The sequence below is a fragment of the Polaromonas sp. P3_B1 genome (assembly GCF_056402935.1).
In genome coordinates, this window is sequence record NZ_JBFUGK010000016.1 from 40,683 (window position 1) to 66,786 (window position 26,104).

Consider the following 26,104-nt stretch of genomic DNA (forward strand, 5'->3'; position numbering starts at 1 on the left):
GCGGGGACTCAGGCGTGGGCGTGCGGAGCGGCTTCGGGCAGTTGATAGGCCTGGAGTTCCTGTGCGTCGAGTTGCCCGATCAGGTTGACTTCCCAGGCCAGGTACTGGCGGGCTGCTTCCTTGTTGCCATCGTGCCGGTCGTGCACGAAGAACAGGTAGTCGATGCAGTCGCTGTCGGCCGGAATGTTTTCCGATGCCTGCAGCGGCAGGCCGGCGGCGCGCCAGGCATCGAAGCCGCCTTCCAGCAGGCTGGCCTTCAGGCCCAGTGCCTGCAGGTCCACGGCCGCGCAAGCTGCTAGCGCGGGTTCGTCGGCAATCAGCACCACCGGGCGGTGTTCACCGGCCAGCGCCTGCGCCAGGCGCGGGCGAATCGTCCAGCGCGTGCCCGCGATGTGTTTCTGGCGGAACTGCATGCTGGGGCGCAGGTCTATGGCGCAAACGCTGCCGTCGGCCAGGCCGTCCATCAACACCTGTGCGCTGGTGGCGGGCAGCGCGGGCAATGCCACGGGCGCCGGCGCGGGCAAGGCCACGGGCGCCGGCGCGGGCAAGGCCAGGCCGCTGGACAGGCCTTGCTCCAGCACGCTGGCATCGTGGCCCAGCTGGCGCAGCCAGCTGGCCACCGTGAGTGCGCGCATGCCGTCGGTGTCGAACAGCACGAGGCGTGCCTTGCGCACGCCCACATACTGGTCGGTGGCCTGGATCAACTGACCGCCTGGTGTGTGCTGCGCGCCCGGCAGGCTGCCTTGCGCGAATTCTTCGGGGCTGCGGACGTCGCACAAAAAGAGCGTGCGCCGCGTATCGCCGGCCCATTCGCGAACGGTCTGTGCATTGATGACGGGTACATTGAAGCGCTGCGCCAGTGCCTGGGCTGCTGCGCGCATGTCAGCGGTTCCGGTGGGCTGGGCGGATTCAGGGTAGCGCCGCGTGCCGCCATGCTCAAGTTTGAAGTCGGCCAGGTACCAGCCCTGGGTGCCGTTTTCGAGCGCCGATACGGGGTTGCGCACGCCCAGGTTGATCAGCGTCTGCGCGCCAATGATGCTGCGCGTGCGGCCCGCGCAGTTGATCACGATGTGGGTGCTCTCGCTGGGGACCAGGTCGCGGATCCGCAGGGCGAGTTCGCCGTTGGGGCAACTGATCGCCGTCGGGATGTTCATCTTGCGAAATTCCGAGAACGGACGCCCGTCCAGCACCACCACATCGTCCTTGCGTTCGATCATGGCCGCCAGTTCGGTCGCGCTGACGCGGGGCGTGTGGTAGACCTGCTCGGCCAGCTCGCCGAAAGTCTTGGACGGCACGTTGACGCCGGCAAACAATGCGAAGCCGGCAGCCTTCCATCCGGCCGTGCCGCCTTGCAGCACCTGCACGTCGGTATAGCCGATTGCTTCCAGGCGGCTCGCGGCCAGGGGTGCTGCGCCCTTGCCGTCGTCGTCATAGGCCACCAGCCGCACACCCTTGCGCGGCGCCAGGCGCGGCGCGTCCAGCTCGAGCCGGCTGTAGGGCATGGGGATGCCGTAAAACAAATGCGACTGGCCGTACTGGCCGTGCTCGCGAACATCGAACAGGGCGATTTCTTCGCCGTCGTGCAGCCAGGCTTTGAGCGTGGCCGCGTCTACAAAACGTGTCATGGAATAAATGTGTGTGGGTTCGGGAGATTCGGGAAGGAGCGTGAAATACCGGGGGCGCTCAGCGGCGGGTCTGCACGCCAATGCCCATGGTTTCGTACGTGCCTTTTTCCATGTCGTAGCTGGTGCGCGAGGTCAGGGTCTCGAGCGCGCGGCCGTACATGTGCAGGTGGCGTATCACCTGGCCTGCGGGAATCTCCACCGAGTGAATGTCTTCCGGCAGCAGTGCAATGCCCGTGCCGGGCTCGACCACGACGGAGCTGACTTCCTTGAGCTGCGCCTTGCCCGGCACGGAGCCGTCATCCTGGCGCTCGTACACGCGGTTGAGCTCCGTGCCTTCCACGGCGCTGATGCAGGCCCAGGTGGTGTGGTTGTGCGGCACGATGCGTTTGCCGGGGCGCATCACGTTGAGGTAGAGCGCGAAGCTCTGGTCCGCGTCTTCGGCGATCAGGTATCGCGCCTGCAGTTCAGGGCTGACAGGGGCGTTGAATTCGGCCTCGTTCCACAGTTCCTTGCGGTCAGCCAGCTGGTTCAGCACGGCAAGCACCTTGGCCAGGGACTGGCGATTGGCTTCGCCGCTTCCAACAATAAGTTTAATGTTTTGGATGGCGGCGCCAACCACCTGGCTGCGTTCTGTCGCTACTGCATTCATGGGACGTTTCCTGAGTAAGGTTTCAGTTTGATGTTCCGAATATAGTCAAGCCGTATTTTTCAAACAACCCAGAAATCCAGATAAACGCATTAGCATTTGTAATATGAAAATAGCCGCCAAGCGCAGTACTGAGGAGACCCCGGCATGAAAACCCTTGATCTGGAGTTGCTGAGGTCGCTGGTCGCCGTCGTCGAGCACGACAGCTTTGCCGGCGCCGCCGTCCAACTTGGGAAGACGCAGTCGGCGGTGACGCAGCAGATGCAGCGCCTGGAGGACCAGATCGGCCACCCGCTGTTTGAAAAACACGGGCGCAGCAAGCGCCTCACCTCGCACGGGCACAAGCTGCTCGAGTACGCGCGCCATCTGCTGGCCATCAATGACGATGCGCTGCGCAGCCTGCAGCAGGGCAACCTCGAGGGCGTGTTGCGCATAGGCGCGCCGCACGACGTCGCCGACAACATGCTGCCCACGCTGCTGGCGCAGGTGGCGCGCGTGTCGCCGCTGCTGCAGCTCGACATCCACGTGGGGCGCAGCCCCTTCCTGATGGAGTCTCTCAAGCGCGGCGAAATCGACATGAGCATTTCCAATCGCAACGACCCGGGCCTGGAAGGCGTGGTGCTGCGCACATCGCCCACGGTGTGGCTGTGTTCGGCCAGCTATGTGCATGACCGGGCCAAGCCGGTGCCGCTGATCCTGGTGGACGGGCCCAGCGTGTTTCACCGGCTGGCGCGCGAGGCACTGGATGCGGCGGGCATCCCGTGGTCCCCCAAGTACACCGCGTCCAGCCTGATCGGCATCAAGGCCGCGCTTCGCGCCGGCCTCGGCGTGACCGCGCGCGGCATTGAAACTGCGGGCCCCGAGCTGCGCGTGCTCGGCGAGAACGACGGCCTGCCGCGCTTGCCCGACCTTGACTACTACCTGTTCATTCGCAGGAATGTCATCAACCCGGTCACGCGCAAAGTGTTTGACATGCTGAAGGCCAACCTTGGTTTGATTCGCAACGCGGCGGACCCAGCGCTACCTGCAGGCAAGGCAGGGTGAGTGCGGCAATGTTCAACCTGGGATGAATCGACAGCTTCTACTTTTTACTTACTTGCACAACAAGCGTGCGCGATCGTAACGACGAACCCGTAAGCAAATGTTGGACGCAAGCCACATGAAGCGACCAAACTCGCGAACGAATGCGGGACTTGCATCGGCACGGTGTACGCTTGCCTCACGCTGATGATGCCCGGCATGGCCGGGGTCATCGGACGTGTATGAGAACAATGCAAGGAGTGAGTGTTAATGTCCGTTTCAAAATTCCCCATCAAGCGCCGTACGCTGCTTGCTGGTTCCGCTGCCACCCTGGCGCTCGGCGCCGCACCTGCTTGGGCAGCCTATCCCGACAAACCCATCAAGATCATCGTGCCCTGGGCGGCAGGCGGCAGTACCGATGCCATCACCCGCGTGCTGGCGCAGCGCCTGAGCGACAGCTTGAAGCAGCCCGTGATCGTGGACAACAAGCCGGGCGGCGCCGGCCACGTCGGCATTGACCAGGCCGCCAAGTCGGCGCCCGATGGTTACACCCTGGCGATCGTCGAACTCTCGCATGTGTACGCGCCTGCGGTTGTCGCCAACCTGCCCTACGACATCCTGCGCGATTTCACGCCGGTCACACTGGTGGGCACCTCGCCGATGGTGCTGTTCACCGGCCCTGAAGTCGCCGACTTCAAGGGCTTTCTGAAATCCGTTTCCAACCCCAAGGGCGGGCCGTCCGCCATGGCGAACAGCGGTACGGGCTCCATCAGCCACCTGGTAGGCGAGCTGTTTTCGCAGGAAACCAAAGTCAAGTTCAACATGGTGCCCTACCGCGGCGGCGCGCCGGCCATGGTGGACCTGGCCGCCGGCCAAGTGTCTTCTTACTTCGCCACTCTGGCGACCGGCTCCAGCCTGATGGCTGCCGGCAAGGTCAAGGCACTGGCGGTGACGGGCCGCAAGCGTTCCGATGTTCCCATCCTGCGCTCGCTGCCGACGATGACGGAACTGGGCCTGAAAAACATGGACGTGGCCCAGTGGTGGGCGCTGGTGGCACCGGCGACCACGCCGCTCGAAGTCACTGAACGCCTTCGCCTGGAACTTCTGTCCGCGATGTCGGACTTGAAGGTGGTCGAGAAGATGTCCGCCCTGGGTGTGGAAATGAAGGGTACCTCGCGCGACCAGCTGCGCAGCTTCCTGCGTTCGGAATCCGAGCGCTGGCGTACCCTGGCGCGCAACGTCGGCCTGAAGCCGCAATAAGCGGCGTCTGAAAGGCGGTGAGCGCCGGCAACAGCGCCGGCGCTACAGGCCCAGCCAGCGCTGGGCTGCCGCTTGCAGCGCCTGCTGCGAGCCTGTGGTCAGCAAAGTGGTGTGGCCGGGCAGATCGCCGGGCCGCAATTGTCCGGCAGCCTCAAGCAGGCGGCGCGTCTGCCGCGCCACCGGCTCGCCGGTTTCAATCAAGCCGACATCCGGGCCCACCAGGGCCTGCAATGTGTCCCACGCAAAAGCGTAGTGCGTACAGCCCAGCACCAGGGTGTCGACTTCTCCTGCGCCGCCGCCGAAGGGGCCTATCGCCTGGGTGTATTGCTCGCACAGCGCGCGGACCCGGGCCACATCATGGTTCTGTATCGCATCGGCCAGCCCATCGCAGGGCTGCAGGATGAAATCGGCCCGGTCTTTGAGCGAGTCATGCAATACGCGCAGCTTGGTGCTGGTCACCGTGACGCGCGTTGCCATCACGCCGATGCGCCGTGTCTTGCTCAAGGCGACTGCCGGCTTGAGTGCCGGTTCCACCCCGACCAGCGGCAGGTCGGGGTGTTCGGTTCGTACAAGGTGGACTGCCGCCGCAGTCGCGGTGTTGCAGGCGATCACCAGCGCCTTGATGGCATGTTCGTCGCGCAGTTTGCGCACGACCGCTCGAGTGCGCTCAATCACAAAAGCATCGCCGCGCTCACCGTAGGGCGCAAAGCCTGCATCGGCAAGATAGACAAAGGACTCTATAGGCAGTTGTGCTCGCAGCGCCTTGAGGATGCTGAGGCCGCCCACGCCGCTGTCGAACACGCCGACCGGCCGGTCGGCGCCAGCCTGGCTTTGCGTCACGCCGCAGCGACGGGAATGTTCTTGAATTCGCCGGTGGCGATTTTTTTCTGCCACTCGGCCGGGCCGGTGATGTGGGCGCTGGTGCCGCCCGCATCGACGGCGACGGTGACCGGCATGTCCACCACGTCGAATTCGTAAATCGCTTCCATGCCCAGGTCGGCAAAGCCGATCACCTTGGCGGTCTTGATGGCCTTGCTGACCAGGTAGGCGGCGCCGCCGACGGCCATCAGGTAGGCGCTCTTGTGTTTCTTGATGGCCTCGATGGCGACCGGGCCGCGCTCGGACTTGCCGATCATGGAGATCAGGCCGGTTTCAGCCAGCATCATTTCCGTGAAGCCGTCCATGCGGGTGGCGGTGGTCGGGCCGGCGGGGCCCACGGCTTCGTCGCGCACCGGATCGACCGGGCCGACGTAGTAAATGACACGGTTGGTGAAATCGACCGGGAGCTTTTCTCCCTTGGCCAGCATGCCCTGGATACGCTTGTGCGCGGCGTCGCGGCCGGTCAGCATCTTGCCGCTCAGCAGCAGGGTCTGGCCGGGTTTCCAGCTGGCGACTTCTTCCCGCGTGAGCGTGTTGAGGTCGACCTTTTTGCTCTTGTTGTAGTCGGGCGCCCAGTTCACGTTGGGCCACAGGTCCAGCGAAGGCGGGTCCAGGTAGACCGGGCCGCTGCCGTCCATCACAAAGTGCGCGTGGCGCGTGGCGGCGCAATTGGGGATCATGGCCACGGGCTTGCTGGCCGCGTGCGTGGGGTACATCTTGATCTTGATGTCGAGCACGGTGGTGAGGCCACCCAGGCCTTGCGCACCTATGCCCAGCGCGTTGACTTTCTCGAACAGTTCCAGGCGCAGCTCTTCGGTTTTGGTGAGCGCCGTACCCGAGGACGATTTGGCCTGCAGCTCGTACATGTCAAGGTCGTCCATCAGGCTTTCCTTGGCCATCAGCACGGCTTTCTCTGCGGTGCCGCCAATGCCTATGCCCAGCATGCCGGGCGGGCACCAGCCGGCGCCCATGGTGGGCACAGTCTTGAGCACCCAATCGACCACCGAGTCGCCGGGATTGAGCATCACCATCTTGCTTTTGTTTTCGCTGCCGCCGCCCTTGGCCGCGACGGTCACGTCGACCTTGTTGCCGGGCACCAGTTCGGTGAAGATCACGGCCGGCGTGTTGTCCTTGGTGTTCTTGCGCTCGAACTGCGGGTCGGCGACGACCGAGGCGCGAAGGGTGTTGTCGGGGTGGTTGTAGCCGCGGCGCACGCCTTCGTTGATGGCGTCGTCAAGGCTGCCGGTGAAGCCTTCCCAGCGCACGTCCATGCCGACCTTGAGGAACACGTTGACGATGCCGGTATCCTGGCAGATGGGGCGCTGGCCGGTGGCGCTCATCTTGCTGTTGGTTAGGATCTGCGCGATCGCGTCCTTGGCCGCCGGGCTTTGCTCGCGCTCATAGGCGCGCGCCAGGTGGGCGATGTAGTCCGTGGGGTGGTAGTAGCTGATGTACTGCAACGCGGCGGCTACGGATTCGATGAGGTCGGCTTGCTTGATCGTGGTCATGGTGGGGTGGGGTCGTCGTTTTGGGGATTTCGGGCAAACCTTGCAATTATCCGTCTTCGCAAAACCCCTCAGATGAGAATTCTTCTCGTCTGCGGTCATACTTAGAACCTGTTCACGGTCTAAATGGGGCCGCGCAAGCACCTTCTCGGGATGGGATGCAAGGCGCGGTGCGACGCCCATAGTTCACCTATGGGCTAGCGCCGCAACGCCGCAGACCGCCCGAGAAGGCACTTGCCCTCCGGGTTGGGGTGAAATCGGGCGATTGAGCCACCCGGGCCCTTGCATGGGCATGAGCCCATGCGGCGGTACCGGTCGGCCCACTCATCCCGATTGCATCCCAACGCGGCCTCATTTAGACCGTGAACAGGTTCTTACCCCTTTTTTTGACAGCGCAGGATATTCCATGACGACAAGCAGCAGCACGCGCACCGAGCGCGATACCTTTGGCCCCATCGAAGTGCCGGCCGGCAAACTCTGGGGCGCGCAGACGCAGCGTTCGCTGCAGAACTTCGACATCTCGGGCGAGCAGCAGCCGCGCGAGATCATCAAGGCGCTGGCCCAGGTCAAGCGTTCCTCCGCCAAGGTCAACCATGCGTTGGGCTTGCAGGACGAGAAAAAGACAAATGCCATCGTGGCGGCGGCCGACGAGGTGATCGCGGGCAAACACGCGGACGAGTTCCCCCTGGTGGTCTGGCAGACCGGCTCGGGCACGCAGACCAATATGAATGTCAATGAAGTGCTGGCCAACCGCGCCAGTGAAATCCTGGGCGGCGAGCGCGGCGAAGGCCGCCTGGTGCACCCCAACGACGACGTGAACCGCAGCCAGTCGTCCAACGATGTGTTCCCGACCGCCATGCATGTGGCCGCGGTGGAGGCGCTGACTCACAAGCTGCTGCCGGCCATCGCGAAGCTGCGCGCCACGCTGGCGAAAAAGGCCAAAGATTTCGACGGCATCGTCAAGATTGGCCGCACTCACCTGCAGGACGCCACGCCCCTTACGCTGGGCCAGGAGTTTTCGGGCTATGTCGCGCAGCTGGACCATGGCGAAAAACATGTGCGCGCCGCCTTGCCGCACCTGTGCGAACTGGCCTTGGGCGGCACCGCCGTCGGCACCGGCCTGAACGCGCCCAAGGGCTATGCCGTGCAGGTGGCGGCCGAGCTGGCCACGCTCACGGGCCTGCCTTTTGTCACGGCGCCCAACAAGTTCGAGGCGCTGGCCTCGGTCGACGGCCTGGTGCATGCGCACGGCGCGCTCAAAACCCTGGCTGCCAGCATGATGAAAATCGCCAACGACGTGCGCTGGCTGGCCAGCGGCCCGCGCAGCGGCATCGGCGAGCTCAGCATTCCCGAGAATGAGCCCGGCTCGTCCATCATGCCGGGCAAGGTCAACCCGACGCAAAGCGAAGCGGTGACGATGCTGGCGGCCCAGGTGTTCGGCAACGACGTGGCCATCAACTTCGGCGGCGCCTCGGGTAACTTCGAGCTCAATGTCTTCCGCCCCATGGTGGCGCACAACTTCCTGCAGAGCGTGCGCTTGCTGGCCGACGGCATGGTGAGCTTCAACGACCACTGCGCCGTGGGTATAGAGCCGAACCGCGAACGCATCACCGAACTGGTGGACCGATCACTGATGCTGGTGACGGCGCTGAACACCCACATCGGCTACGACAAGGCCGCCTTCATCGCTAAAAAAGCGCATAAGGAAGGCAGCAGCCTGCGCGACGCGGCGTTGGCCTCGGGCCATGTCACTGCAGAACAGTTTGATAAATGGGTGGTGCCTGGAAATATGGTTTAACCCCCGTCCAGGCGGAACACTCGGTACCGCCGAGCCGTGCGTGTCTGGGACAATAGGCAATGCTCAAATTTGTCCACCGCACACTGAACCAGTTCATCAACTCGCAGTCGCTGTCGGGCGTGGTGCTGGCGCTGGCGGCCGTGCTGGCGCTGATCGTCAGCAACTCGCCTTGGAGCGAAGCCTACATGCGCTTTGTGGAGTTGCCCGGCGAGTTGCGCTTGGGCTCCGAAGCGCTGCTGCTGTCCAAGTCGCTGCTGCACTGGGTCAACGACCTGTGGATGGCGGTGTTTTTTTTCCTGGTGGGGCTGGAGATCAAGCGCGAACTGCTGGACGGCGAACTGGCTTCGCGCAGCCAGGCCCTGCTGCCGGTGGGTGCAGCGCTGGGCGGCATGGTGGCGCCGGCGCTCATCTATGTGGCGATCAATGCCGGTAATTCCGTCGCGCTGCGCGGCTGGGCCATTCCGGCGGCGACCGACATCGCGTTCGCGCTGGGCATTCTGGTGCTGCTGGGTAGCCGGGTGCCGGCCTCGCTCAAGGTGTTTTTGACGGCCGTCGCCATCATTGACGACCTGGGCGCCATCCTCATCATTGCCTTCTTTTATACCGACAAGCTTTCCTTGCCGGCGCTGGCCGCCGCGGGCGCGGGCGTGCTGGTGCTGCTGGCCCTGAACCGCGCGAAGGTCATGGCGATATCGCCCTATGTCGCGGTGGGGCTGGTGATCTGGCTGTTTGTCTACAAGTCGGGCATACACGCCACCTTGGCCGGGGTGGTCACCGCGCTGGCGATTCCGCTGTCCGACGGCAAGGGCGGCTCGCCGCTCAAGGCGGCCGAGCATGCGCTGCATCCCTGGGTGGCGTTTGCGGTGCTGCCCATGTTCGCTTTCGTCAACGCCGGCGTGCCGTTGCAGGGCGTGACGCCGGCGACCTTGCTGCAAAGCGTGCCCATGGGCATCACGCTGGGCCTGCTGGTGGGCAAGGCGATAGGCGTGTTCGGCGCGTCCTGGTTGCTGATCCGCTTTGCCGGTGCGCGCCTGCCGGCAGGGGCCAGCTGGCGGCAGTTCTTCGGTGTGTGCCTGCTCTGCGGCGTGGGTTTTACCATGAGCCTCTTCATAGGCGCGCTGGCTTTTGCCGGCCAGGGTGCAGCCTATGAAACGCAGCTCAAGCTGGGAGTGCTCTGCGGTTCGCTGCTGTCCGGCGCGCTGGGTGCGCTGCTGCTGGTGCGCAGCGCAGGCGCAACGAAAGCGCCGGCCTGAGGCTCAGTGCTTTTGCGCGGCAATGCCCGACATGATTTTGTCGGTATAGGCGATCGCAATGGCCGACAGCAGGAAGGTGATGTGGATCACCGTCTGCGCGATCAGCACCTTGTCGGTGTAGTTGTCGGCGTTGATAAAGGTTTTCAGCAGGTGGATGGAGCTGATGCCGATGATGGCCGTGGCCAGCTTGACCTTGAGTACCGAGGCGTTCACATGGCTCAGCCATTCCGGCTGGTCGCGGTGGCCTTCGAGGTTCATGCGGCTCACAAAGGTTTCGTAGCCGCCGACGATGACCATGATCAGCAGGTTGGAGATCATGACCACGTCGATCAGGGCCAGCACCACCAGCATGATGACGGTCTCGTTGAGGGACGCGACGGGTATGGCGGTCTTGTAGCCTATGCTCGTGATCAGCGACTGCAGGGCGGCCTGGCTGCCGAAGGCGGCTTCGATCAGGTGCCACAGCTCGACCAGGAAATGCATGACGTACACCGCCTGCGCGGCGATCAGCCCCAGGTAGAGCGGCAATTGCAGCCAGCGGCTGGCGAAAATCAGGTTGGGCAGCGGGCGCAGCGGGGAAATTTTGCCGGTGGCGGGGGTCTGGGTGGGTTCAGTCATGATGGCGTAAGCTGGGAAGGTTGCGGCATTGTAAGAGGGTGGCCGCACCCCCGAATTCAAGCTTTTGTAAGCTTCAAGCCAGTCAGTGGCTTGTAAGTGCGGCAGATAACAGTACCACGCATTCAGTGACAAACAGGAGACACAGCCAAATGAGCGCCCCCAATTCCGCGATCGAATCGACCCTGGTTGAAAACCGCATTTTTCCGCCTGCTGCTGCCACCGTGAAGGCGGCGCGCATTTCGGGCATGCCGGCCTACCAGGCTTTGTGCGCTGAAGCAGAAAAGGATTTTGAGGGCTTCTGGGCGCGCCTGGCGCGCGAAAACCTCAGCTGGAAAAAGCCTTTTACAAAGACGCTGGACGAGTCCGCCGCGCCTTTCTACAAATGGTTTGCCGACGGCGAGCTCAACGCCTCCTACAACTGCCTGGACCGCCACCTGGGCACGCCGGTCGAAAACAAGAAAGCCATCATTTTCGAAAGCGACGAGGGCAAGGTCACCAACGTCACCTACAAGGAACTGCACGCCAAGGTCAGCCAGTTTGCCAGCGCGCTCAAGGGCGCGGGCATCAAGAAGGGCGACCGCGTCATCATCTACATGCCGATGACGGTGGAGGGCGTGGTGGCCATGCAGGCTTGCGCGCGCATAGGCGCCACGCATTCGGTGGTGTTCGGCGGCTTCTCGGCCAAGAGCCTGCAGGAGCGCATCCAGGACGCGGGCGCCGTGGCCGTCATCACGGCCAACTACCAGCTGCGCGGCGGCAAGGAGCTGCCGCTCAAGGCCATCGTCGATGAAGGCATCGCCATGGGCGGCTGCGAGTCGATCAAGAACGTGATCGTCTACCAGCGCACCGCCACAGCCTGCAACATGGTGGCCGGGCGCGACAGCCTGATGCACGAGATCACCGCCAAGGCGGCGCCGGTGTGCGAACCCGAATTCGTCGGCGCCGAGCACCCGCTCTTCATTCTTTACACCTCGGGCTCGACCGGCAAGCCCAAGGGCGTGCAGCACAGCACCGGCGGCTATCTGCTCTGGGCCAAGCTCACGATGGACTGGACCTTTGACATCCAGCCCGCCGACGTCTTCTGGTGCACGGCCGACATCGGCTGGATTACCGGCCACACCTATGTGGCTTACGGCCCGCTGGCGGCCGGCGCGACGCAGATCATCTTTGAAGGCATCCCCACCTTCCCGAATGCCGGGCGTTTCTGGCAGATGATCGAAAAGCACAAAGTCACGATCTTCTACACCGCGCCCACGGCGATCCGTTCGCTGATCAAGGCCGCCGAGGGCGACGAGAAAGTGCACCCGGCGCGCTCGGACCTCAGCAGCCTGCGCATCCTGGGATCGGTCGGCGAGCCCATCAATCCCGAGGCCTGGATGTGGTACTACAAAAACGTGGGCGGGGAGCGCTGCCCCATCGTGGACACCTTCTGGCAAACCGAAACCGGCGGCCACATGATCACGCCGCTGCCTGGCGCCACGCCGCTGGTGCCCGGCAGCTGCACGCTGCCCTTGCCCGGCATCATGACCGCCATCGTCGATGAAACCGGCAAGGACCTGCCCAACGGCTCGGGCGGCATGCTGGTCGTCAAGCGCCCCTGGCCGTCGATGATCCGCACCATCTGGAACGACCCGGAGCGCTTCAAGAAAAGCTATTTCCCGGAAGAAATGGGCGGCACGATCTACCTGGCCGGCGACGGCGCGGTGCGCAATGCCGACAACGGCTACTTCCGCATCACCGGCCGCATCGACGACGTGCTGAACGTCTCCGGCCACCGCATGGGCACCATGGAAATCGAGTCGGCTCTGGTGGCGCATTCGGCGCTGGTGGCTGAAGCTGCCGTGGTGGGCCGCCCCGACGACCTGACCGGCGAAGCCATCGTGGCCTTTGTGGTGCTCAAGCGCGCGCGCCCCACAGGCGAAGAAGCCAAGGCCATTGCCAAGGAGTTGCGCGACTGGGTCGGCAAGGAAATCGGCCCCATCGCCAAACCCAAGGACATCCGCTTCGGCGACAACCTGCCCAAGACACGCAGCGGCAAGATCATGCGCCGCCTGCTGCGCGGCATCGCCAAGGGCGAGGCGATTACGCAGGACACCTCTACCCTTGAGAATCCCGCCATCCTCGATCAGCTGGCTGAAAAGCAGTGAAGTGAAACTGACATAAAAAAAGCCCGTCGATGACGGGCTTTTTTGTGGGCTTGCGAGCCGCTTATTTGGTTGCCAGGACCCAGGCCGCCAGCTTCTTGGCTTCTTCAGGGTTGACCTGTGCGTTCGCGGGCATGGGCACAGGGCCCCAGACGCCGGAGCCACCCTTGATGATCTTGGCGGCGAGCTTGTCGGCGGCATCTTTCTGGCCGGCGTACTTGGCAGCGACATCCTTGTAGGAGGGGCCGACGAGCTTCTTGTCGACGGCGTGGCAAGCCATGCAGTTCTTGGCGGTGGCCAGTTGCAGGTCGGCCAGGGCTGGCGTCGACACGGCAAAACCCGCGGTCACAAAAGCGATTACCGAAAGAATGCGTTTCATGGATTGTCCTCGTGGGGGGAAGTTGTGGATTCGGTTACAGTCAATCAACGTGATTGTAGTGGTGCCGGTTGACCCTTGTTTCAAGGGGATACCCCTTGGCGCAGGTGGCATATTCAGGAGAAGTTTCATGTTTTTTTTATTGCTTGGCATTGTGGCCCTGGCCCTCAAATATCTCGAGATCGGGCCGGTAGCAACTTTGAGTTGGTTCATCGTGCTGTCTCCCTTTGCAATGGCCGTTGCCTGGTGGGCCTGGGCTGACGCGTCGGGTTATACCAAGCGCAGGGAAATCGACAAGATGGCCAAGCGCAGGGACGACCGCATCGACAAACAGCGCGACGCCATGGGCATGCTTTCGGCCAAAAAGAGGAAAAAGTAGGCCTGAGTCGCCGCAAGTTCTTCATTCGCGTACGACACCAATTTACCCGCACTTCGCAAAAGGCGAGGTGGCCCAAAGCAAAGAGCCCGTGAAGTGTGTAACTTCACGGGCTCTTGCTGTTTCAGCGACCGGAATCGAATCGATCAATAGTCGTCAAGCACCGCGCCCTTGCTGGCGCTGGAGGCATTGAAGGCGAACTTGGCTTGCACGCCGCGTGTGTAACGCGGCGCCGGGGCTTTCCATCTGACCTTGCGCTTGGCAAGTTCGGCATCGTCAATGTTCAGCTGCAGCAGCAATTGCTTTGAGTCGATGGTAATGGAATCTCCTTCGTGGATGAAGGCGATGTTGCCGCCGGCCGCGGCTTCGGGCGCGACGTGGCCGACCACCATGCCCCAGGTGCCGCCCGAGAAGCGCCCGTCGGTGATGAGGCCCACGCTTTCGCCGAGCCCGGCGCCTATCAGCGCGCCGGTGGGGGCCAGCATTTCAGGCATGCCGGGCCCGCCTTTGGGGCCGAGGTAACGCAGCACCATCACGTCGCCGGCCTTGATTTTGCCGGCCAGAATCGCGGCCAGGGCCGATTGTTCGTCGTCAAACACGCGCGCCGGGCCGGTCATGACCGGGTTCTTCAGGCCGGTGATCTTGGCGACACAGCCCTCGGGCGAGAGGTTGCCCTTGAGGATGGCCAGGTGGCCTTGCGCGTAGATGGGCTTGTCGATGGGGCGGATCACGTCCTGGTCGGCGCGCGGCACGGCGGGCACGTCCTTGAGCGTCTCGGCGATGGTCTGGCCGGAAATGGTCAGGCAGTCGCCATGCAGCAGGCCGGCGGCCAGCAGCGTCTTCATGACCTGGGGAATGCCGCCGGCGCGGTGCAGGTCCACGGCGAGGTATTTGCCCGAGGGCTTGAGGTCGCACAGCACAGGCGTGCGCTGGCGCACGCGCTCGAAGTCGTCAATCGTCCATTCGACGCCAGCCGTGTGGGCGATGGCCAGGAAGTGCAGCACGGCGTTGGTGGAGCCGCCGGTCGCCATGATCACGGCGACGGCGTTCTCAATCGCCTTTTTGGTGACGATATCGCGCGGCTTGATGTCTTTCTTGATGGCCTCGATCAGGACCTTGGCCGATTCTTTGGCCGAGTTCATCTTCTCGTCGTGCGGGTTGGCCATGGTGCTGGAGTAGGGCAGCGAAATACCCAGGGCCTCAAAAGCGCTGGACATGGTGTTGGCCGTGTACATGCCGCCGCAGCTGCCGGTGCCGGGAATCGCGCGGCGCTCGATCTGCAGCAGGTCTTCGTCGCTCATGCGGCCGGCGGCGTTTTCACCCACGGCTTCGAACACGCTGACGATGTTGAGGTCTTTGCCCTTGTAGCTGCCCGGCAGGATGGTGCCGCCGTAGACGTAGATCGCCGGCACGTTGGCGCGCAGCATGCCCATCAGGCCGCCCGGCATGTTCTTGTCGCAGCCGCCGACCACCAGCACGCCGTCCATCCACTGGCCCTGCACGCAGGTTTCGATGCAGTCAGAAATCACCTCACGGCTGACCAGCGAGTACTTCATGCCTTCGGTGCCCATGGCCATGCCGTCGGAGATGGTCGGCGTGCCGAAGACCTGGGCATTGCCGCCGGCTTCCTCGATACCGGCAATCGCGGCGTCGGCCAGTTTTTGCAGGCCGCTGTTGCAGGGGGTGATGGTGCTGTGGCCGTTGGCCACGCCGACCATGGGTTTCTTGAAGTCGTCGGCCTCGTAGCCCATGGCGTAGTACATGGAGCGGTTGGGCGCGCGCGATTTGCCCTCGGTGATGTTTTTGCTGCGGGGGTTGGCGACGATGTTGACGGTTTTGGTGTTCATGGCCTGTCTCGTGGGTGGGTTGCTGCCTCGGCCTGCTGGACGCGGGACCGGCGCTGTTATCGGAAGAGCAAAGTATCCGTGCTTTGACTGATTCTTTCCAATCCATTATTTGTGATGTATTAATATGCACTGCATATGAAGGATATCCTCAGCGCTGCAGGCGCGGCTTCGCGCAAGCCGCCCCTGATTGAGTTGCGCCTCTGGCGCCAATTCCTGGCCGTGGCCGAAGAGCTGCACTTCGGCAGGGCTGCACGGCGTTTGAACATGACCCAGCCGCCACTCACGCAGGCCATTGCGCAACTGGAATCGCTGCTGGGACTCAGGCTGTTTGACCGCACCAAGCGCAGCGTGCAACTGACGGTGGCGGGAGCGGCGTTGGTCGCCGAGGCGCGCGATCTGCTGGCGCGCGCCCAGGCTTTGCCGGCGTATGCGCGGGCCAGCGCCGACGGCGAAGCAGGGCGCCTGCGGCTGGCGTTTGTGTCGACAGTGGGTTTTGAGTTGTTGCCGCGCTGGGTGCGCGCCTTTCGTGAGCAGTATCCCAAAGTGCAACTGGAGCTGATAGAGGCGACAGGCGACGTGCAACTGCAGGCCTTTGAGCGCGGTGAGATCGACGCGGGCTTTATGTTGCACTCACCCGGTTTTGCGCCCTCCGGCCTGGCCTGCCGGCGCATCAGCCAGGATCCACTGGTGGTGGCTTTGCCCGAGCAGCATCCGCTGGCAAGCAAGGCGGCGCTTGCCCTCCTGGATTTGCTGGATCAACCCCTGGTGATTTTTCCCCGGCGCATCGTGCCTTCGCTTTACGACGCGATTTTTGCGATGTACCACGCTGCCGGGCAACTGCCGCAAGTTGCACAGGAGGCGATTCAGATGCAGACCATCGTGAACCTGGTATCCGCGGGGCTCGGCGTGGCCTGGGTGCCCGAAAGCGTGCGCCAATTTCAGCGGCCAGGCGTGGTGTACCGCAGCCTGCCTGCCGGCAAGCCTTCAGCGCGTGGCGGCGCGCGAGGGGCTTCGGTCACGGTGCCTGGCTGTGAGACCAGCCTGGTGTGGCCGGGCGCCAGCGCCAACCCGGCGCTCGCGCGCTTTATGGCGTTTATCGGCGAGTAGCCCGGTCAAAGGCTTCTTCCCGTTCGCGGTAGCGGCGCGCTGCCACGGCGCTTTGCTGCTGCTGCCTTTCCGCCGGGCTAAGTTCGCGCTGCTCCATCCGGCGCTGGGCTATTTCGCCGGCGCTGCTGCAACGCGCGCCGTGATTGGCCTCGCAGTTGGCAATGATCTGTTTGTCGGTGAGCTGCGGCTGGGCGGTGCCTTTGCGCAAGCCGCCCATTCCCGATGGAGCGCCCTGGCGCGCTGCGCCGGCGGCTTCGGCTGCCCTCGCGTCGGCTGCGGCATTTTCCGCCGCCCAATCTTTGGGCGCAGCAGCAGCGCTGGTGCCCGGCGCGCCTGCGAAAGGCGCGCCATCCGCAGGGGCTGCGGACCTGGTGGGTGCCTGCATGATGACTAGTTCGCTGCCGCCCTGGGCTGCGCAGGGCATTTGCGAGTAAACCTTTTTTCCGCTCGCATCAAGGCATTGGTAGACCTGCGCGGCGGCGGTCTGTGTGAGGAGCAAAGCCAGCAGGCCGGAAACAAGGGCGGGGTAGAGGGAGTGGCGCATGGCGAAATCCGTGACGTGTTTGCGCCAGTCTAGTCGAATGAGGCCTGCGCGTAAGCCTTTTCCTACGAGGCTTGCGTGCAAAATACCGCCCATGCTTATCCACCCGCAAATCAATCCCGTCGCGCTGCAGCTGGGCCCATTGGGCATCCATTGGTACGGCCTGACCTACCTGGCAGCCTTCGGCCTGTTTTTTTTCCTGGCGACGCGGCGGTTGCGGCACCAGCCTTTTGCCTCCATCACCGGCCCGGGCGCCTGGTCGCGCAGGGATATTGAGGACATGCTGTTTCTCGGCGTGATGGGGGTGGTGTTAGGCGGGCGGCTGGGTTATTGCCTGTTTTACAAGCCGGGCCACTACCTCACACATCCGCTGGAAATCCTCTTCGTGTGGCAGGGGGGCATGAGCTTTCACGGCGGCATGCTGGGGGTGCTGGCCTCCCAGTGGTGGTTTGCGCGCTCCCGCCAGCGGCCCTGGCTGCAGGTGATGGACTTTGTGGCGCCTTGCGTTCCCACGGGGCTGGCGGCGGGGCGCGTCGGCAATTTCATCAACGGCGAGTTGTGGGGCCGTTTCAGCGACCCGGCCTTGCCGTGGGGTATGGTGTTTCCGGGCAGCGGCTCGCCGCTGCCACGCCATCCGTCGCAGGTCTACCAGTTCCTGCTCGAAGGCGTATTGCTGTTTGTGCTGCTCTGGCTGTATGCGCGCAAGCCGCGCAAGACAGGCCAGGTGTCGGGAGCCTTCCTGCTGGGTTACGGCGTATTCCGCTTTATTGCCGAATTTTTCCGCGAGCCGGACGAGTTCCTGGGCATCCTGGCCTTGGGTATGAGCATGGGGCAGTGGCTGTGCGTTCCCATGATCATTGGCGGTGCCTGGCTATGGGTGTGGGCGACAAAACGGGCTGAGCCGGTCTGAGGCCCCGCACAAAAATGCCACGCGGGGCGTCGCCGTGGGCGGGTTGTGCCTGCTGCTGTCGCTTCGCAATTTCCCCATTCCCAATCCCCAAACAGCAAGGTCGGCCAGACTAGGGTTTTTCCCTGTCGTTTTCAGGCACAGGCCTCTTGATCGAGATTGAATTATTTCTCATAATTACACGTAATTACTTGAAATTATTGCTGGGCTGAATGCTTGGCACCAGCGGTAAAGCAAGTGTTCAGCAGGGGGATTCGCCGGGTACAGCGGATCGGGTCAGTCAAAGGGTCATGCCATGCGTCTTGTCCAGAATTCACTGCACCAGGAGGTCGCCGATACCCTGCGCGAGCAGATCTTCGCGGGCCAGCTGGCGCCCGGGAGCTTTCTGGACGAGGTCGCGCTGTGTGAGCGCCTTGAAATCTCGCGCACGCCGCTGCGGGAGGCGCTCAAGGTGCTGACCTCGGAAGGGCTGCTGCGCCATGAGCCGCGACGCGGCTGCTTCGTCAATGAAGTGACTGAAAAAGACCTGGACGACATCTTTCCGGTGATCGCGTTGCTTGAGGGGCGCTGTGCCTACGAGGCCGCGCGCAACGCCACCGATGCCGACCTTGCTGCCCTCACGACCCTGCACGAAAGGCTTAACAGCCACGCCGCAACCGGCCGCATCAATGACTACTACGCCACCAACTTCGCAATCCACGAGGCGATCATTCTGCTGGCCGACAACCGCTGGCTGGCACAGGCGATTGCCGACCTGCGCAAGATCCTCAAACTGGCGCGGCTGCAGCAACTGCACGCGCCGGGGCGGCTGGCGCAAAGCCTGTCGGAACACATGACCGTATTCGCCGCCCTCAAGAGCCGCGACAGCGAAGGCGCCGAGGCCGCCATGCGCACGCACCTGACGCGCCAGCGCGAAGCGCTGCGCGAACTGGCCCGCAACCAGCGCTCACGGGTGGCATCGTGAGCGCGGCCGAATGGCTCAGCCGCAACGTCTCGCGTTTCACGGCGGGCGATAAAGGCGCCGGGGCAAGTGCGCCGGCGCCAGCCGCGCCGTCGACGGGCAAAAAAACAGCGTCCGGTGCGAGCCTGCCCATGCGCAGCACGCACGAGCGCCTGCAGGCGACGCTGAGCCACAAAGACGAGGCGCTGTCGCCGCGCGTGCTGCGCCGCACCCTGCAGGAGTTGCAGGCCATCATCGACCCGCGCGTGAGCGAGGTCGAGGGCGGCCGCCGCGCCATGGCCATCGCGGCCTGGTACGAGGGTGCCACCATTGCGCGCCGGCGCGACCTGTGGATGCTTATGAGCGAGCAGTTCGTCGCCAATCCGCAAAAGGTCAAGGCCGCGCAGGCGCAGTTCGCGGCTGCGGTGGGCACGCCTGAAGAGGCCGTGGCCGAGGTGCGCTACCGGCGCGCCACGGTGTCGCCGCGCCGGCGCCTGTTGCAGCGCTTCAGCGTCTATCCCGGCGGCATCCAGTTCCTGGTCGATATGCGCGCCGAGATGCAACCCAGCCTCAAGGCCGACAAGCGCCTCCTGGCGCTTGACGTGGAAATGGAATACATGTTTTCCACCTGGTTCGACGTGGGCTTTCTCGACCTGCGCCGCATCACCTGGGATTCGCCGGCCTCACTGATCGAAAAGCTCATCAAGTACGAGGCGGTGCACGACATCAAGGGCTGGGCCGACGTGAAGAACCGGCTTGACAGCGACAGGCGCTGCTACGGCTTTTTCCACCCGCGCCTGCCCGAGGTACCGCTGATCTTCGTGGAAGTCGCCATGGTTGAGCAGATCGCGGGCGACATCATGCCGCTGCTCGACGAACTGGCTGCGCCCTCGGACCTGAGCCGGGCCACCACCGCCATTTTTTATTCGATCAGCAACACCCAGGCCGGGCTGCGCGGCGTGAGTTTTGGCGATTCACTGATCAAGCGCGTGGTCGAGACGCTGAAAGAAGAATTTCCCAAGCTCAAGACCTTTGCCACGCTCTCGCCGATTCCGGGCTTTCGCGGCTGGCTGGCCAAGAACGCCGGGGCCATGCTGGAGAAGCTCGGCGAGAAAGAACGCACTGCGCTGGGCAGGGCCGTGGGCTTCGAGCCGCCAGGTGCGGGGCATCTGCTCACAGCGGCTGAAAACCCGCTCGCTTTGGCCGAAAAATCTCCGGTACGCAAAATGCTGTTGCACTGCGCGGCACACTACCTGGGGCGGACGATGGAAGAAGGCAAGCCCTTGGATCCTGTCGCGCGTTTTCACCTGGGCAACGGCGCGCGCATAGAGCGCATCAACTGGGCCGGCGACCCGACACCGAAAGGGCTCAAGCAGTCCTACGGCCTCATGGTGAATTACCTCTATGACCTCAAGCGCCTTGACCGGCATCGCGCGCAACTGGCACAGGGGGAAATCCCCGTGTCGGGCGACATCGAAGATTTGTACATTTGAATGTGTACTTAGGAACGGGTTTTACGAACGTTGCTTAAGTGGGTTTGGGTAATGCAAACCGGCTCATCGCGCTTGAACTTCCGGTTTGTTTTTTCTTATTTCAACGACAACAGGAGACAACAATGACTTTCCGCTTTCATGCCGGCGCATCCCGGCGCGACATCCTGCGTGCCGCGGCCGCCGGCGCTGCGACGCTGTCTTTCGGCAGCCAGGCCCAGTCGGGTTGGCCGACCAAGCCGGTGACGATGATCGTGCCGTTTCCGGCCGGCGGCGGCACTGACGCGTTCGCCCGTCCCCTGTCCGCCCAGTTCGCCAAGCTGACCGGCAAGCAGCTCATCATCGACAACCGCGGCGGCGCCGGCGGCACTCTGGGTGCCAGCATCGCCGCCAGGGCGCAGCCCGACGGCTACACGCTGTTCATGGGCGCCGTGCACCATACGATTGCGCCTTCGATGTATCCCAAGCTCGACTACGACATCGAAAAAGACTTCGTGCCGCTGGCCCTGATGGCCAACGTGCCGCAGGTGCTGGTGGTCAACCCCCGCAACCTGCCGTTTCCCGATTTCAAAGCCTATCTTGCAGCCGTGCGCAAGGCGCCGGGCAAGTACAACTATGGCTCGGCCGGCGCGGGTACCTCGCATCACCTGGCCGGTGAGCTGTTCAAGCAGCAGACCAAGACCTTCATCACCCACATTCCCTATCGCGGCGCGGGCCCTGCGCTGCAGGACTTGATCTCGGGCAATGTCGACATGATGTTTGACGGCCTGGGTTCTTCGGCCAACCACATCAAGGGCGGACGCATCAAGGCGCTGATGGTGTCCGGCACCAAGCGCAACCCGGCCTTCCCGGATGTGCCTTGCGCCGGCGAGCTGGGCCTGCCCGACTACACGGTGACCACCTGGTACGGCATGTGGGCGCCCAAGGGCACGCCGCCCGACGTGCAGGCGCGCATCGTCGAAGACCTGCGCAAGGCCGCCACCACCGACGAGCTCAAGGCCATCTGGGCCAACAACGGAGCGGAATTCGGCAACCTCACGCCGCAGCAGTTCGGCGCTTTCGTGAGCAGCGAAGTCAAGCGCTGGTCGGCCGTGGTGAAAGCCTCCGGCGCCAAACTCGAATGACCGCTTGATGGCCGGAGCTGTTTTACTCGAGGTGAAGGGCTCCCTGGCCTTTGTGACCTTATCCCATCCGGGCAAGTTCAATGCCATGAGCCGCGCCATGTGGCGCGAGCTGCGCGCGGCCTTCGAGCGCATCCAGCAGGCCGCCGACTTGCGCTGCGTGCTACTGCGGGGCGAGGGCGGGCACTTTAGCGCGGGGGGAGACATTTCCGAATACGCCGGTTTTCGGTTTGAAGAAGCGGCTCTGCGTGATTTTCATGAGCGTGACGTGTGGGGCGGCCTGCAAGCCATGCTCGATTGCGACGTGCCCATGGTCGCGCAGATCGAAGGCAATTGCATGGGCGCCGGCCTGGAGATCGCCAGCTGCTGCGATATCCGTATCGCCGGCGACAGCGCGAAGTTCGGCGCGCCCATCGCGAAGCTCGGCTTTCCGATGGCGCCGCGCGAAGCCGCGCTTGTGATGCGCGCGGCGGGCGAGCTGACCGCGCGCGAAATGCTGCTGTCGGCCGCCGTGCTGGACGCTGGCGAGATGAAGCGCCGCGGCTTCCTCAATCAGGTGGTGCCCGCCCAGGAGGCGAGCGCCATGGCCATGGCCTGCGTGGACCGTTGCGCCGCGCTGGCACCCGGCGCGGCCAGGCAGAACAAGCAGGCTTTGCGGACGCTGGCCCAGGCCGGCAGCACGCAGGCCGCGGCGGATTTGACAGCGAGTGCTTACCGATACGCCGCATCGCCCGAACACCGCGAGGGCGTGACGGCCTTTAATGAAAAACGCCAGCCCCGGTTTTGACGGCCGGGCCGCTGAATCTCACTACTGACACCATAGACACCACTGACAGCCTGAGCCATGAAAAACCACAACCTGTTCGCGGCGCTGCGAGCCGCATTTCCTTCCTCGCTGGACGACGTTGCCGTCGAAACCGACAACGGCCTGAATTATTCATGGCGCGACCTTGAACGCGGCACCGCGATGATGGCCAACCTGCTGGCCTCACTCGGGCTGGCGCAGGGCGCCCGTGTGGCGGTGCAGGTTGAAAAGTCGGTGGAAGCCATGATGCTTTACCTGGCGACCTTGCGCGCCGGGTATGTGTTCTTGCCGCTCAACACGGCCTACCAGAGCGCGGAGATCGAGTACTTCATCGGCAATGCCGAGCCTTCGGTCATGGTGTGCAGCAGCAAGAACTTCGGCTGGGTCAGCAAGATCGCCTTCAAGGCCGGCACGCAGAACGTTTTTACGCTTGACGACGACCGCACCGGCTCGCTGCTGGACCGCGCCGCGCACTGCAGCGACCAGCATGAAGCAGTGCCGCGGCAAGCCGACGACCTGGCCGCCATTCTTTACACCAGCGGCACCACGGGCCGCAGCAAGGGCGCCATGCTGACGCACGGCAACATGCTGAGCAATGCCCTGGTGCTCAAAGACTACTGGGGCTGGAGGAAGGGCGACGTGCTGATCCATGCCTTGCCGATCTTTCATGTGCACGGCCTGTTCGTCGCCATTCATGGTGCGCTGATCAACGGCAGCAAGATGATCTGGCTCGCCAAGTTTGATCCCAAGCTGGTGGTGCGCAAGCTGCCCGAGGCCACGGTGTTCATGGGTGTGCCCACACTTTATGTGCGCCTGCTGGCCGAAGCGGGCCTCACGCGCGAGGCCTGCCGCAACATGCGTCTCTTCGTCGCGGGATCGGCTCCCTTGCTGATCGAGACCTTCAACGAATGGAAGGAGCGCACGGGCCACACGATTCTGGAGCGCTACGGCATGTCCGAAACCGTGATGCTGACCTCCAACCCCTACCAGGGCGCGGAGCGGCGCGGCGGCACCGTGGGCTTCGCGTTGCCGGGCGTCAGCCTGCGCGTGCAGGGCGATGACGGGCAGCCCCTGCCGGCCGGTGAGATAGGCGGTATCCAGGTCAAGGGGCCGAATGTCTTCAAGGGCTACTGGCGTATGCCGGAAAAAACCAAAGAAGAATTCACGGCGGACGGCTACTTCAAGACCGGCGACGTCGGCAAGATCGATGAGCGCGGCTACATCATCATCGTGGGCCGCAGCAAGGATTTGATCATCAGCGGCGGCTACAACGTCTACCCGGCGGAAATTGAAGGCTATATCAACGACATGCCCGGCGTGGCCGAAAGTGCCCTGGTCGGTGTGCCGCACCCGGACTTCGGCGAAGTGGGCGTGGCCGTCGTGATCGCCAAGCCCGGCGCCGCGCTGGAAGGCGGCCAGATCGTGGGCGAGCTCAAATCGAAGCTGGCCAACTTCAAGATTCCCAAGCAGTGTTTTGTGGTCAGCGAGCTGCCGCGCAACACCATGGGCAAGGTGCAGAAGAACTTGCTGCGCGAGCAATACAAGGGATTGTTCGCCTGAGTGTTCGCCCGGCAGGTGCTTCAAGGCGCGAAGTCGTCGACCTGTATCACCTTGTCGGCCGCGCGCAGGTAGGCCAGTGCCAGTTCAGGCCGGCTCGAGGCCTGCGCGGCGCGCTCCATCGACTGGCTGCGGCGCACAGCCTTGTTGAGCGCCACGGTTTCTTCGCCGAGCCGGGCAGCGAGATCCAGCGCATCCATCAGGTCGCGCAAGCCGCCGCCGGTGGGTCTTGCCAGGTCAGGGCACAGCCGCCCTATGAGCTCGGGATTGGTGCGCAGCAGATTGGCCAGCTCCAGCAATTGAACGTCGCGAAGCGGTGCCAGCCGTGTGCTGCGGTTGAGCACCAGCGCGCCTACCACGCGGCGCAGCGGTGACGGAAAGTTGGCATACAGCGCTTCAAGCGCATTGCCGGCTTCATCGAGCTGCATGCGGATCGCGGCCTTTGCCATCGGCAGCATGCCGCCGTCCTTTTCAACGCCATACCGCCAGACACAGGCGCTGGCCATGTAAAGGTGCGACAGCACGTCGCCGAGCCGGGCCGACAGCAGCTCCATGCGCTTGAGCTTGCCGCCCAGCAGGCCCATGGCCAGGTCGCAGGTGAGCGCGTACTGGCTGCTCAGGCGCGCGATCAGCCGGGCTTCCTTTTCCAGGCCCGCGGGCGGTGTGCCTAGCAGCGGCGCGCCCGCGATGCTTTGCCAGATGTTGCGCAGCACGTGCCCGCCGTGGCCTATGAGCGCTTCGCCCAGCGCCTGGGCGTCTTTGTCCCGCACTGCCTGCATTTCCTTCATCACATACGGGTGGCAGCGTACCGCGCCCTGGCCGAAGATGATCAGTGAGCGCGTCAGGATGTTGGCGCCCTCCACCGTGATGGCAATCGGCGCGCCGCGGTAGGCCACGGACAGCAGGTTGGAAGGGCCCTGGATGATGCCCTTGCCGCCCAGGATGTCCATGCCGTGGTTGACGGCGCGGCGGCCGGCTTCGGTCAGCTGTACCTTCAGGATGGCGCTGGCCACGCTGGGTTGCTCGCCGTGGTCCAGCACGGCGGCGGTGTAGCGGCGCGCGGCATCGGTTGCATACAGCTCGCAGCCCATTTCGGCGATCACGCCGGCAATCGCATCAAAGCGGGCTATCGGAAGGCCGAATTGCTCGCGCACCTGGCCGTAGCCATTGGCGACGAAAAGCGAGGTTTGCTGCATGGCCGAGCCCAGCGCGGGCAGCGAAATCGCCCGACCCGCCGCCAGGCATTCCATCAGCATGCGCCAGCCCTGGCCGACCCGGGCTTTGCCGCCTATGACCCAGTCCATGGGGATAAAGACCTCGCGGCCTTCTATGGGGCCGTTCATGAAGGCGGCGTCCATGGGGCGATGCCGCCTGCCGATCTTCATGCCCGGCTGCGGCACCGGGATCAGCGCGCAGGTGATGCCCAGCTCGCGCTGGCCTTCGGGCAGGCTTTCGTCGAAGGCGTTGAAGGCCAGGCCCACAACGGTGGCCACCGGCGCCAGTGTGATGTAACGCTTGGAGAAGTTCAGGCTGAAGCCGCGCACCACCCGGCCTTCAAACTCCCGTTCCACCAGCAGGCCGCGGTCGGGGATGGACGCCGCGTCGGAGCCCGCATAGGGCGAGGTCAGCCCGAAGCAGGGCAGGTCGCGGCCGTCGGCCAGGCGCGGCAGGTAGTGCTGCTTCTGATCCGGCGTGCCGTAGCGCAGCAGCAGTTCGGCCGGGCCCAGGGAGTTGGGTACCATGACGGTCACGGCCGCGGAGATGTTCAGCGAGGCGATGCGCGTGACCACGGTGGCGTGGGCATAGTGGCTGAAGCCCAGCCCGCCATGCGCCTCGGGAATGATCATGCCGAAGAAGCGGTGCTCGCGCAGGTAAGCCCAGACCTGAGGCGGCAGGTCGCCAGCCTGGTCGATGGCGAAATCGTCCAGCATGGCGCACAGGGTGGTGACTTCCTTGTCCAGGAAGGCTTGCTCTTTGGCGCTGAGCACATTGGGTCCGGCTGCCAGCAGGGCATCAAAATCAGGGCGGCCCGAAAACAGCCGGCCCTCGAAGCCGACGGTGCCGGCCTCGAGGGCGGCGCGCTCCGTGTCGCTCATCACAGGCAGAGCCCCGGCGAAGGGCTTCATGGCGGCCTGGCCTAGCCAGCGGGCAAATCCCATGGGGTGTCTTTCGGAAGGGAAGTGAAAGCTTGTCCCAAAAGCGTACGCGGGGAGGGGAAAGGCGCCTAGCGCCTTCGGCCCGTCCTGCTGTAGGCGAATTTGCCGGGCTGCCGGCGGCAAGCCCTGATGC

At 64.0% G+C, this 26,104-nt stretch carries 22 protein-coding genes; 13 read left to right on the forward strand and 9 right to left on the reverse strand.

All coding sequences use genetic code 11. From position 1 onward, the window contains the following. Nucleotides 1-8 precede the first annotated feature (8 nt). Nucleotides 9-1,625 carry a rhodanese-like domain-containing protein gene (locus AC1DXS_RS11230; protein WP_477737587.1) on the reverse strand — a complete coding sequence of 539 codons (1,617 nt, stop codon included), beginning with the start codon at nt 1,623-1,625 and terminating at the stop codon, nt 9-11. A 58-nt stretch (nt 1,626-1,683) separates the two neighbouring features. Next, nucleotides 1,684-2,274, reverse strand: a complete 591-nt coding sequence (locus AC1DXS_RS11235; protein ID WP_477737588.1) for a cysteine dioxygenase family protein — start codon at nt 2,272-2,274, stop codon at nt 1,684-1,686. 144 nt (nt 2,275-2,418) lie between these two features. On the opposite strand from AC1DXS_RS11235, the gene AC1DXS_RS11240 reads away from it, so the two are divergent. Both AC1DXS_RS11240 and AC1DXS_RS11245 read left to right on the forward strand, forming a co-directional pair. Then, on the forward strand, nt 2,419-3,315 hold the full coding sequence (locus AC1DXS_RS11240) for a LysR substrate-binding domain-containing protein (protein WP_477737589.1): 897 nt from the start codon (nt 2,419-2,421) through the stop codon (nt 3,313-3,315). 246 nt (nt 3,316-3,561) lie between these two features. Next, the gene (locus AC1DXS_RS11245) at nt 3,562-4,551 is read left to right on the forward strand and encodes a Bug family tripartite tricarboxylate transporter substrate binding protein (RefSeq protein WP_477737590.1); all 990 of its coding nucleotides are present in this window, start codon (nt 3,562-3,564) and stop codon (nt 4,549-4,551) included. A 42-nt stretch (nt 4,552-4,593) separates the two neighbouring features. On the opposite strand, the gene murI is transcribed toward AC1DXS_RS11245, so the two are convergent. Both murI and AC1DXS_RS11255 read right to left on the reverse strand, forming a co-directional pair. Further along, the gene (gene murI, locus AC1DXS_RS11250; RefSeq protein ID WP_477737591.1) at nt 4,594-5,391 is read right to left on the reverse strand and encodes a glutamate racemase; all 798 of its coding nucleotides are present in this window, start codon (nt 5,389-5,391) and stop codon (nt 4,594-4,596) included. After that, nucleotides 5,388-6,938, reverse strand: a complete 1,551-nt coding sequence (locus tag AC1DXS_RS11255) for a fumarate hydratase (protein ID WP_477737592.1) — start codon at nt 6,936-6,938, stop codon at nt 5,388-5,390. Before AC1DXS_RS11255 ends, murI begins: the two co-directional genes overlap by 4 nt. A gap of 403 nt (nt 6,939-7,341) precedes the next feature. On the opposite strand from AC1DXS_RS11255, the gene fumC reads away from it, so the two are divergent. Both fumC and nhaA read left to right on the forward strand, forming a co-directional pair. Beyond that, nucleotides 7,342-8,733 carry a class II fumarate hydratase gene (fumC, locus tag AC1DXS_RS11260; RefSeq protein WP_477737593.1) on the forward strand — a complete coding sequence of 464 codons (1,392 nt, stop codon included), beginning with the start codon at nt 7,342-7,344 and terminating at the stop codon, nt 8,731-8,733. Nucleotides 8,734-8,792: 59 nt separating this feature from the next. Next, complete coding sequence (gene nhaA / locus AC1DXS_RS11265) at nt 8,793-9,986, forward strand: Na+/H+ antiporter NhaA (RefSeq protein ID WP_477737594.1); 1,194 nt, start codon at nt 8,793-8,795, stop codon at nt 9,984-9,986. A 3-nt stretch (nt 9,987-9,989) separates the two neighbouring features. Here the strand turns inward: nhaA and AC1DXS_RS11270 are convergent, their stop codons facing one another. Then, on the reverse strand, nt 9,990-10,604 hold the full coding sequence (locus tag AC1DXS_RS11270; RefSeq protein ID WP_477737595.1) for a YqhA family protein: 615 nt from the start codon (nt 10,602-10,604) through the stop codon (nt 9,990-9,992). Between the two features lie 149 nt (nt 10,605-10,753). On the opposite strand from AC1DXS_RS11270, the gene acs reads away from it, so the two are divergent. Beyond that, the gene (acs, locus tag AC1DXS_RS11275) at nt 10,754-12,751 is read left to right on the forward strand and encodes an acetate--CoA ligase (RefSeq protein WP_477737596.1); all 1,998 of its coding nucleotides are present in this window, start codon (nt 10,754-10,756) and stop codon (nt 12,749-12,751) included. Nucleotides 12,752-12,812: 61 nt separating this feature from the next. On the opposite strand, the gene AC1DXS_RS11280 is transcribed toward acs, so the two are convergent. Then, the gene (locus tag AC1DXS_RS11280) at nt 12,813-13,127 is read right to left on the reverse strand and encodes a c-type cytochrome (RefSeq protein WP_477737597.1); all 315 of its coding nucleotides are present in this window, start codon (nt 13,125-13,127) and stop codon (nt 12,813-12,815) included. Between the two features lie 127 nt (nt 13,128-13,254). Between AC1DXS_RS11280 and AC1DXS_RS11285 the strand changes: the two genes are divergently transcribed. Continuing rightward, complete coding sequence (locus AC1DXS_RS11285) at nt 13,255-13,503, forward strand: TIGR04438 family Trp-rich protein (protein ID WP_477737598.1); 249 nt, start codon at nt 13,255-13,257, stop codon at nt 13,501-13,503. A gap of 143 nt (nt 13,504-13,646) precedes the next feature. Here AC1DXS_RS11285 and ilvD read toward each other — a convergent pair whose 3' ends face one another. Further along, complete coding sequence (gene ilvD / locus AC1DXS_RS11290) at nt 13,647-15,347, reverse strand: dihydroxy-acid dehydratase (RefSeq protein WP_477737599.1); 1,701 nt, start codon at nt 15,345-15,347, stop codon at nt 13,647-13,649. A 135-nt stretch (nt 15,348-15,482) separates the two neighbouring features. Here ilvD and AC1DXS_RS11295 point away from each other — a divergent pair, with 135 nt between their 5' ends. Next, a complete protein-coding gene (locus tag AC1DXS_RS11295; protein WP_477737600.1) occupies nt 15,483-16,454 on the forward strand; it encodes a LysR substrate-binding domain-containing protein in 972 nt (323 codons plus the stop codon). Here AC1DXS_RS11295 and AC1DXS_RS11300 read toward each other — a convergent pair. Next, complete coding sequence (locus AC1DXS_RS11300) at nt 16,441-16,998, reverse strand: DUF4124 domain-containing protein (RefSeq protein ID WP_477737601.1); 558 nt, start codon at nt 16,996-16,998, stop codon at nt 16,441-16,443. The genes AC1DXS_RS11295 and AC1DXS_RS11300 overlap by 14 nt on opposite strands. Before the next feature lie 91 nt (nt 16,999-17,089). Here AC1DXS_RS11300 and lgt point away from each other — a divergent pair, with 91 nt between their 5' ends. From lgt to AC1DXS_RS11330, 6 genes are all read left to right on the forward strand, one after another. Further along, nucleotides 17,090-17,905: a prolipoprotein diacylglyceryl transferase gene (gene lgt, locus AC1DXS_RS11305; RefSeq protein ID WP_477737602.1), complete on the forward strand. Its 816-nt coding sequence runs from the start codon at nt 17,090-17,092 to the stop codon at nt 17,903-17,905. Nucleotides 17,906-18,197: 292 nt separating this feature from the next. Continuing rightward, the gene (locus AC1DXS_RS11310; protein ID WP_477737603.1) at nt 18,198-18,866 is read left to right on the forward strand and encodes a GntR family transcriptional regulator; all 669 of its coding nucleotides are present in this window, start codon (nt 18,198-18,200) and stop codon (nt 18,864-18,866) included. After that, nucleotides 18,863-20,335, forward strand: coding sequence for a malonyl-CoA decarboxylase domain-containing protein (locus AC1DXS_RS11315; protein ID WP_477737604.1), 1,473 nt, complete (start codon nt 18,863-18,865; stop codon nt 20,333-20,335). The genes AC1DXS_RS11310 and AC1DXS_RS11315 overlap by 4 nt, the downstream gene beginning before the upstream one ends. Before the next feature lie 122 nt (nt 20,336-20,457). Then, nucleotides 20,458-21,456, forward strand: coding sequence for a Bug family tripartite tricarboxylate transporter substrate binding protein (locus AC1DXS_RS11320; RefSeq protein ID WP_477737605.1), 999 nt, complete (start codon nt 20,458-20,460; stop codon nt 21,454-21,456). A 7-nt stretch (nt 21,457-21,463) separates the two neighbouring features. After that, the gene (locus AC1DXS_RS11325) at nt 21,464-22,240 is read left to right on the forward strand and encodes an enoyl-CoA hydratase/isomerase family protein (protein ID WP_477737606.1); all 777 of its coding nucleotides are present in this window, start codon (nt 21,464-21,466) and stop codon (nt 22,238-22,240) included. 57 nt (nt 22,241-22,297) lie between these two features. After that, nucleotides 22,298-23,818 carry a malonate--CoA ligase gene (locus AC1DXS_RS11330; protein WP_477737607.1) on the forward strand — a complete coding sequence of 507 codons (1,521 nt, stop codon included), beginning with the start codon at nt 22,298-22,300 and terminating at the stop codon, nt 23,816-23,818. A gap of 20 nt (nt 23,819-23,838) precedes the next feature. Here AC1DXS_RS11330 and AC1DXS_RS11335 read toward each other — a convergent pair whose 3' ends face one another. After that, a complete protein-coding gene (locus AC1DXS_RS11335) occupies nt 23,839-25,974 on the reverse strand; it encodes an acyl-CoA dehydrogenase (protein WP_477737608.1) in 2,136 nt (711 codons plus the stop codon). Nucleotides 25,975-26,104: the final 130 nt, after the last annotated feature.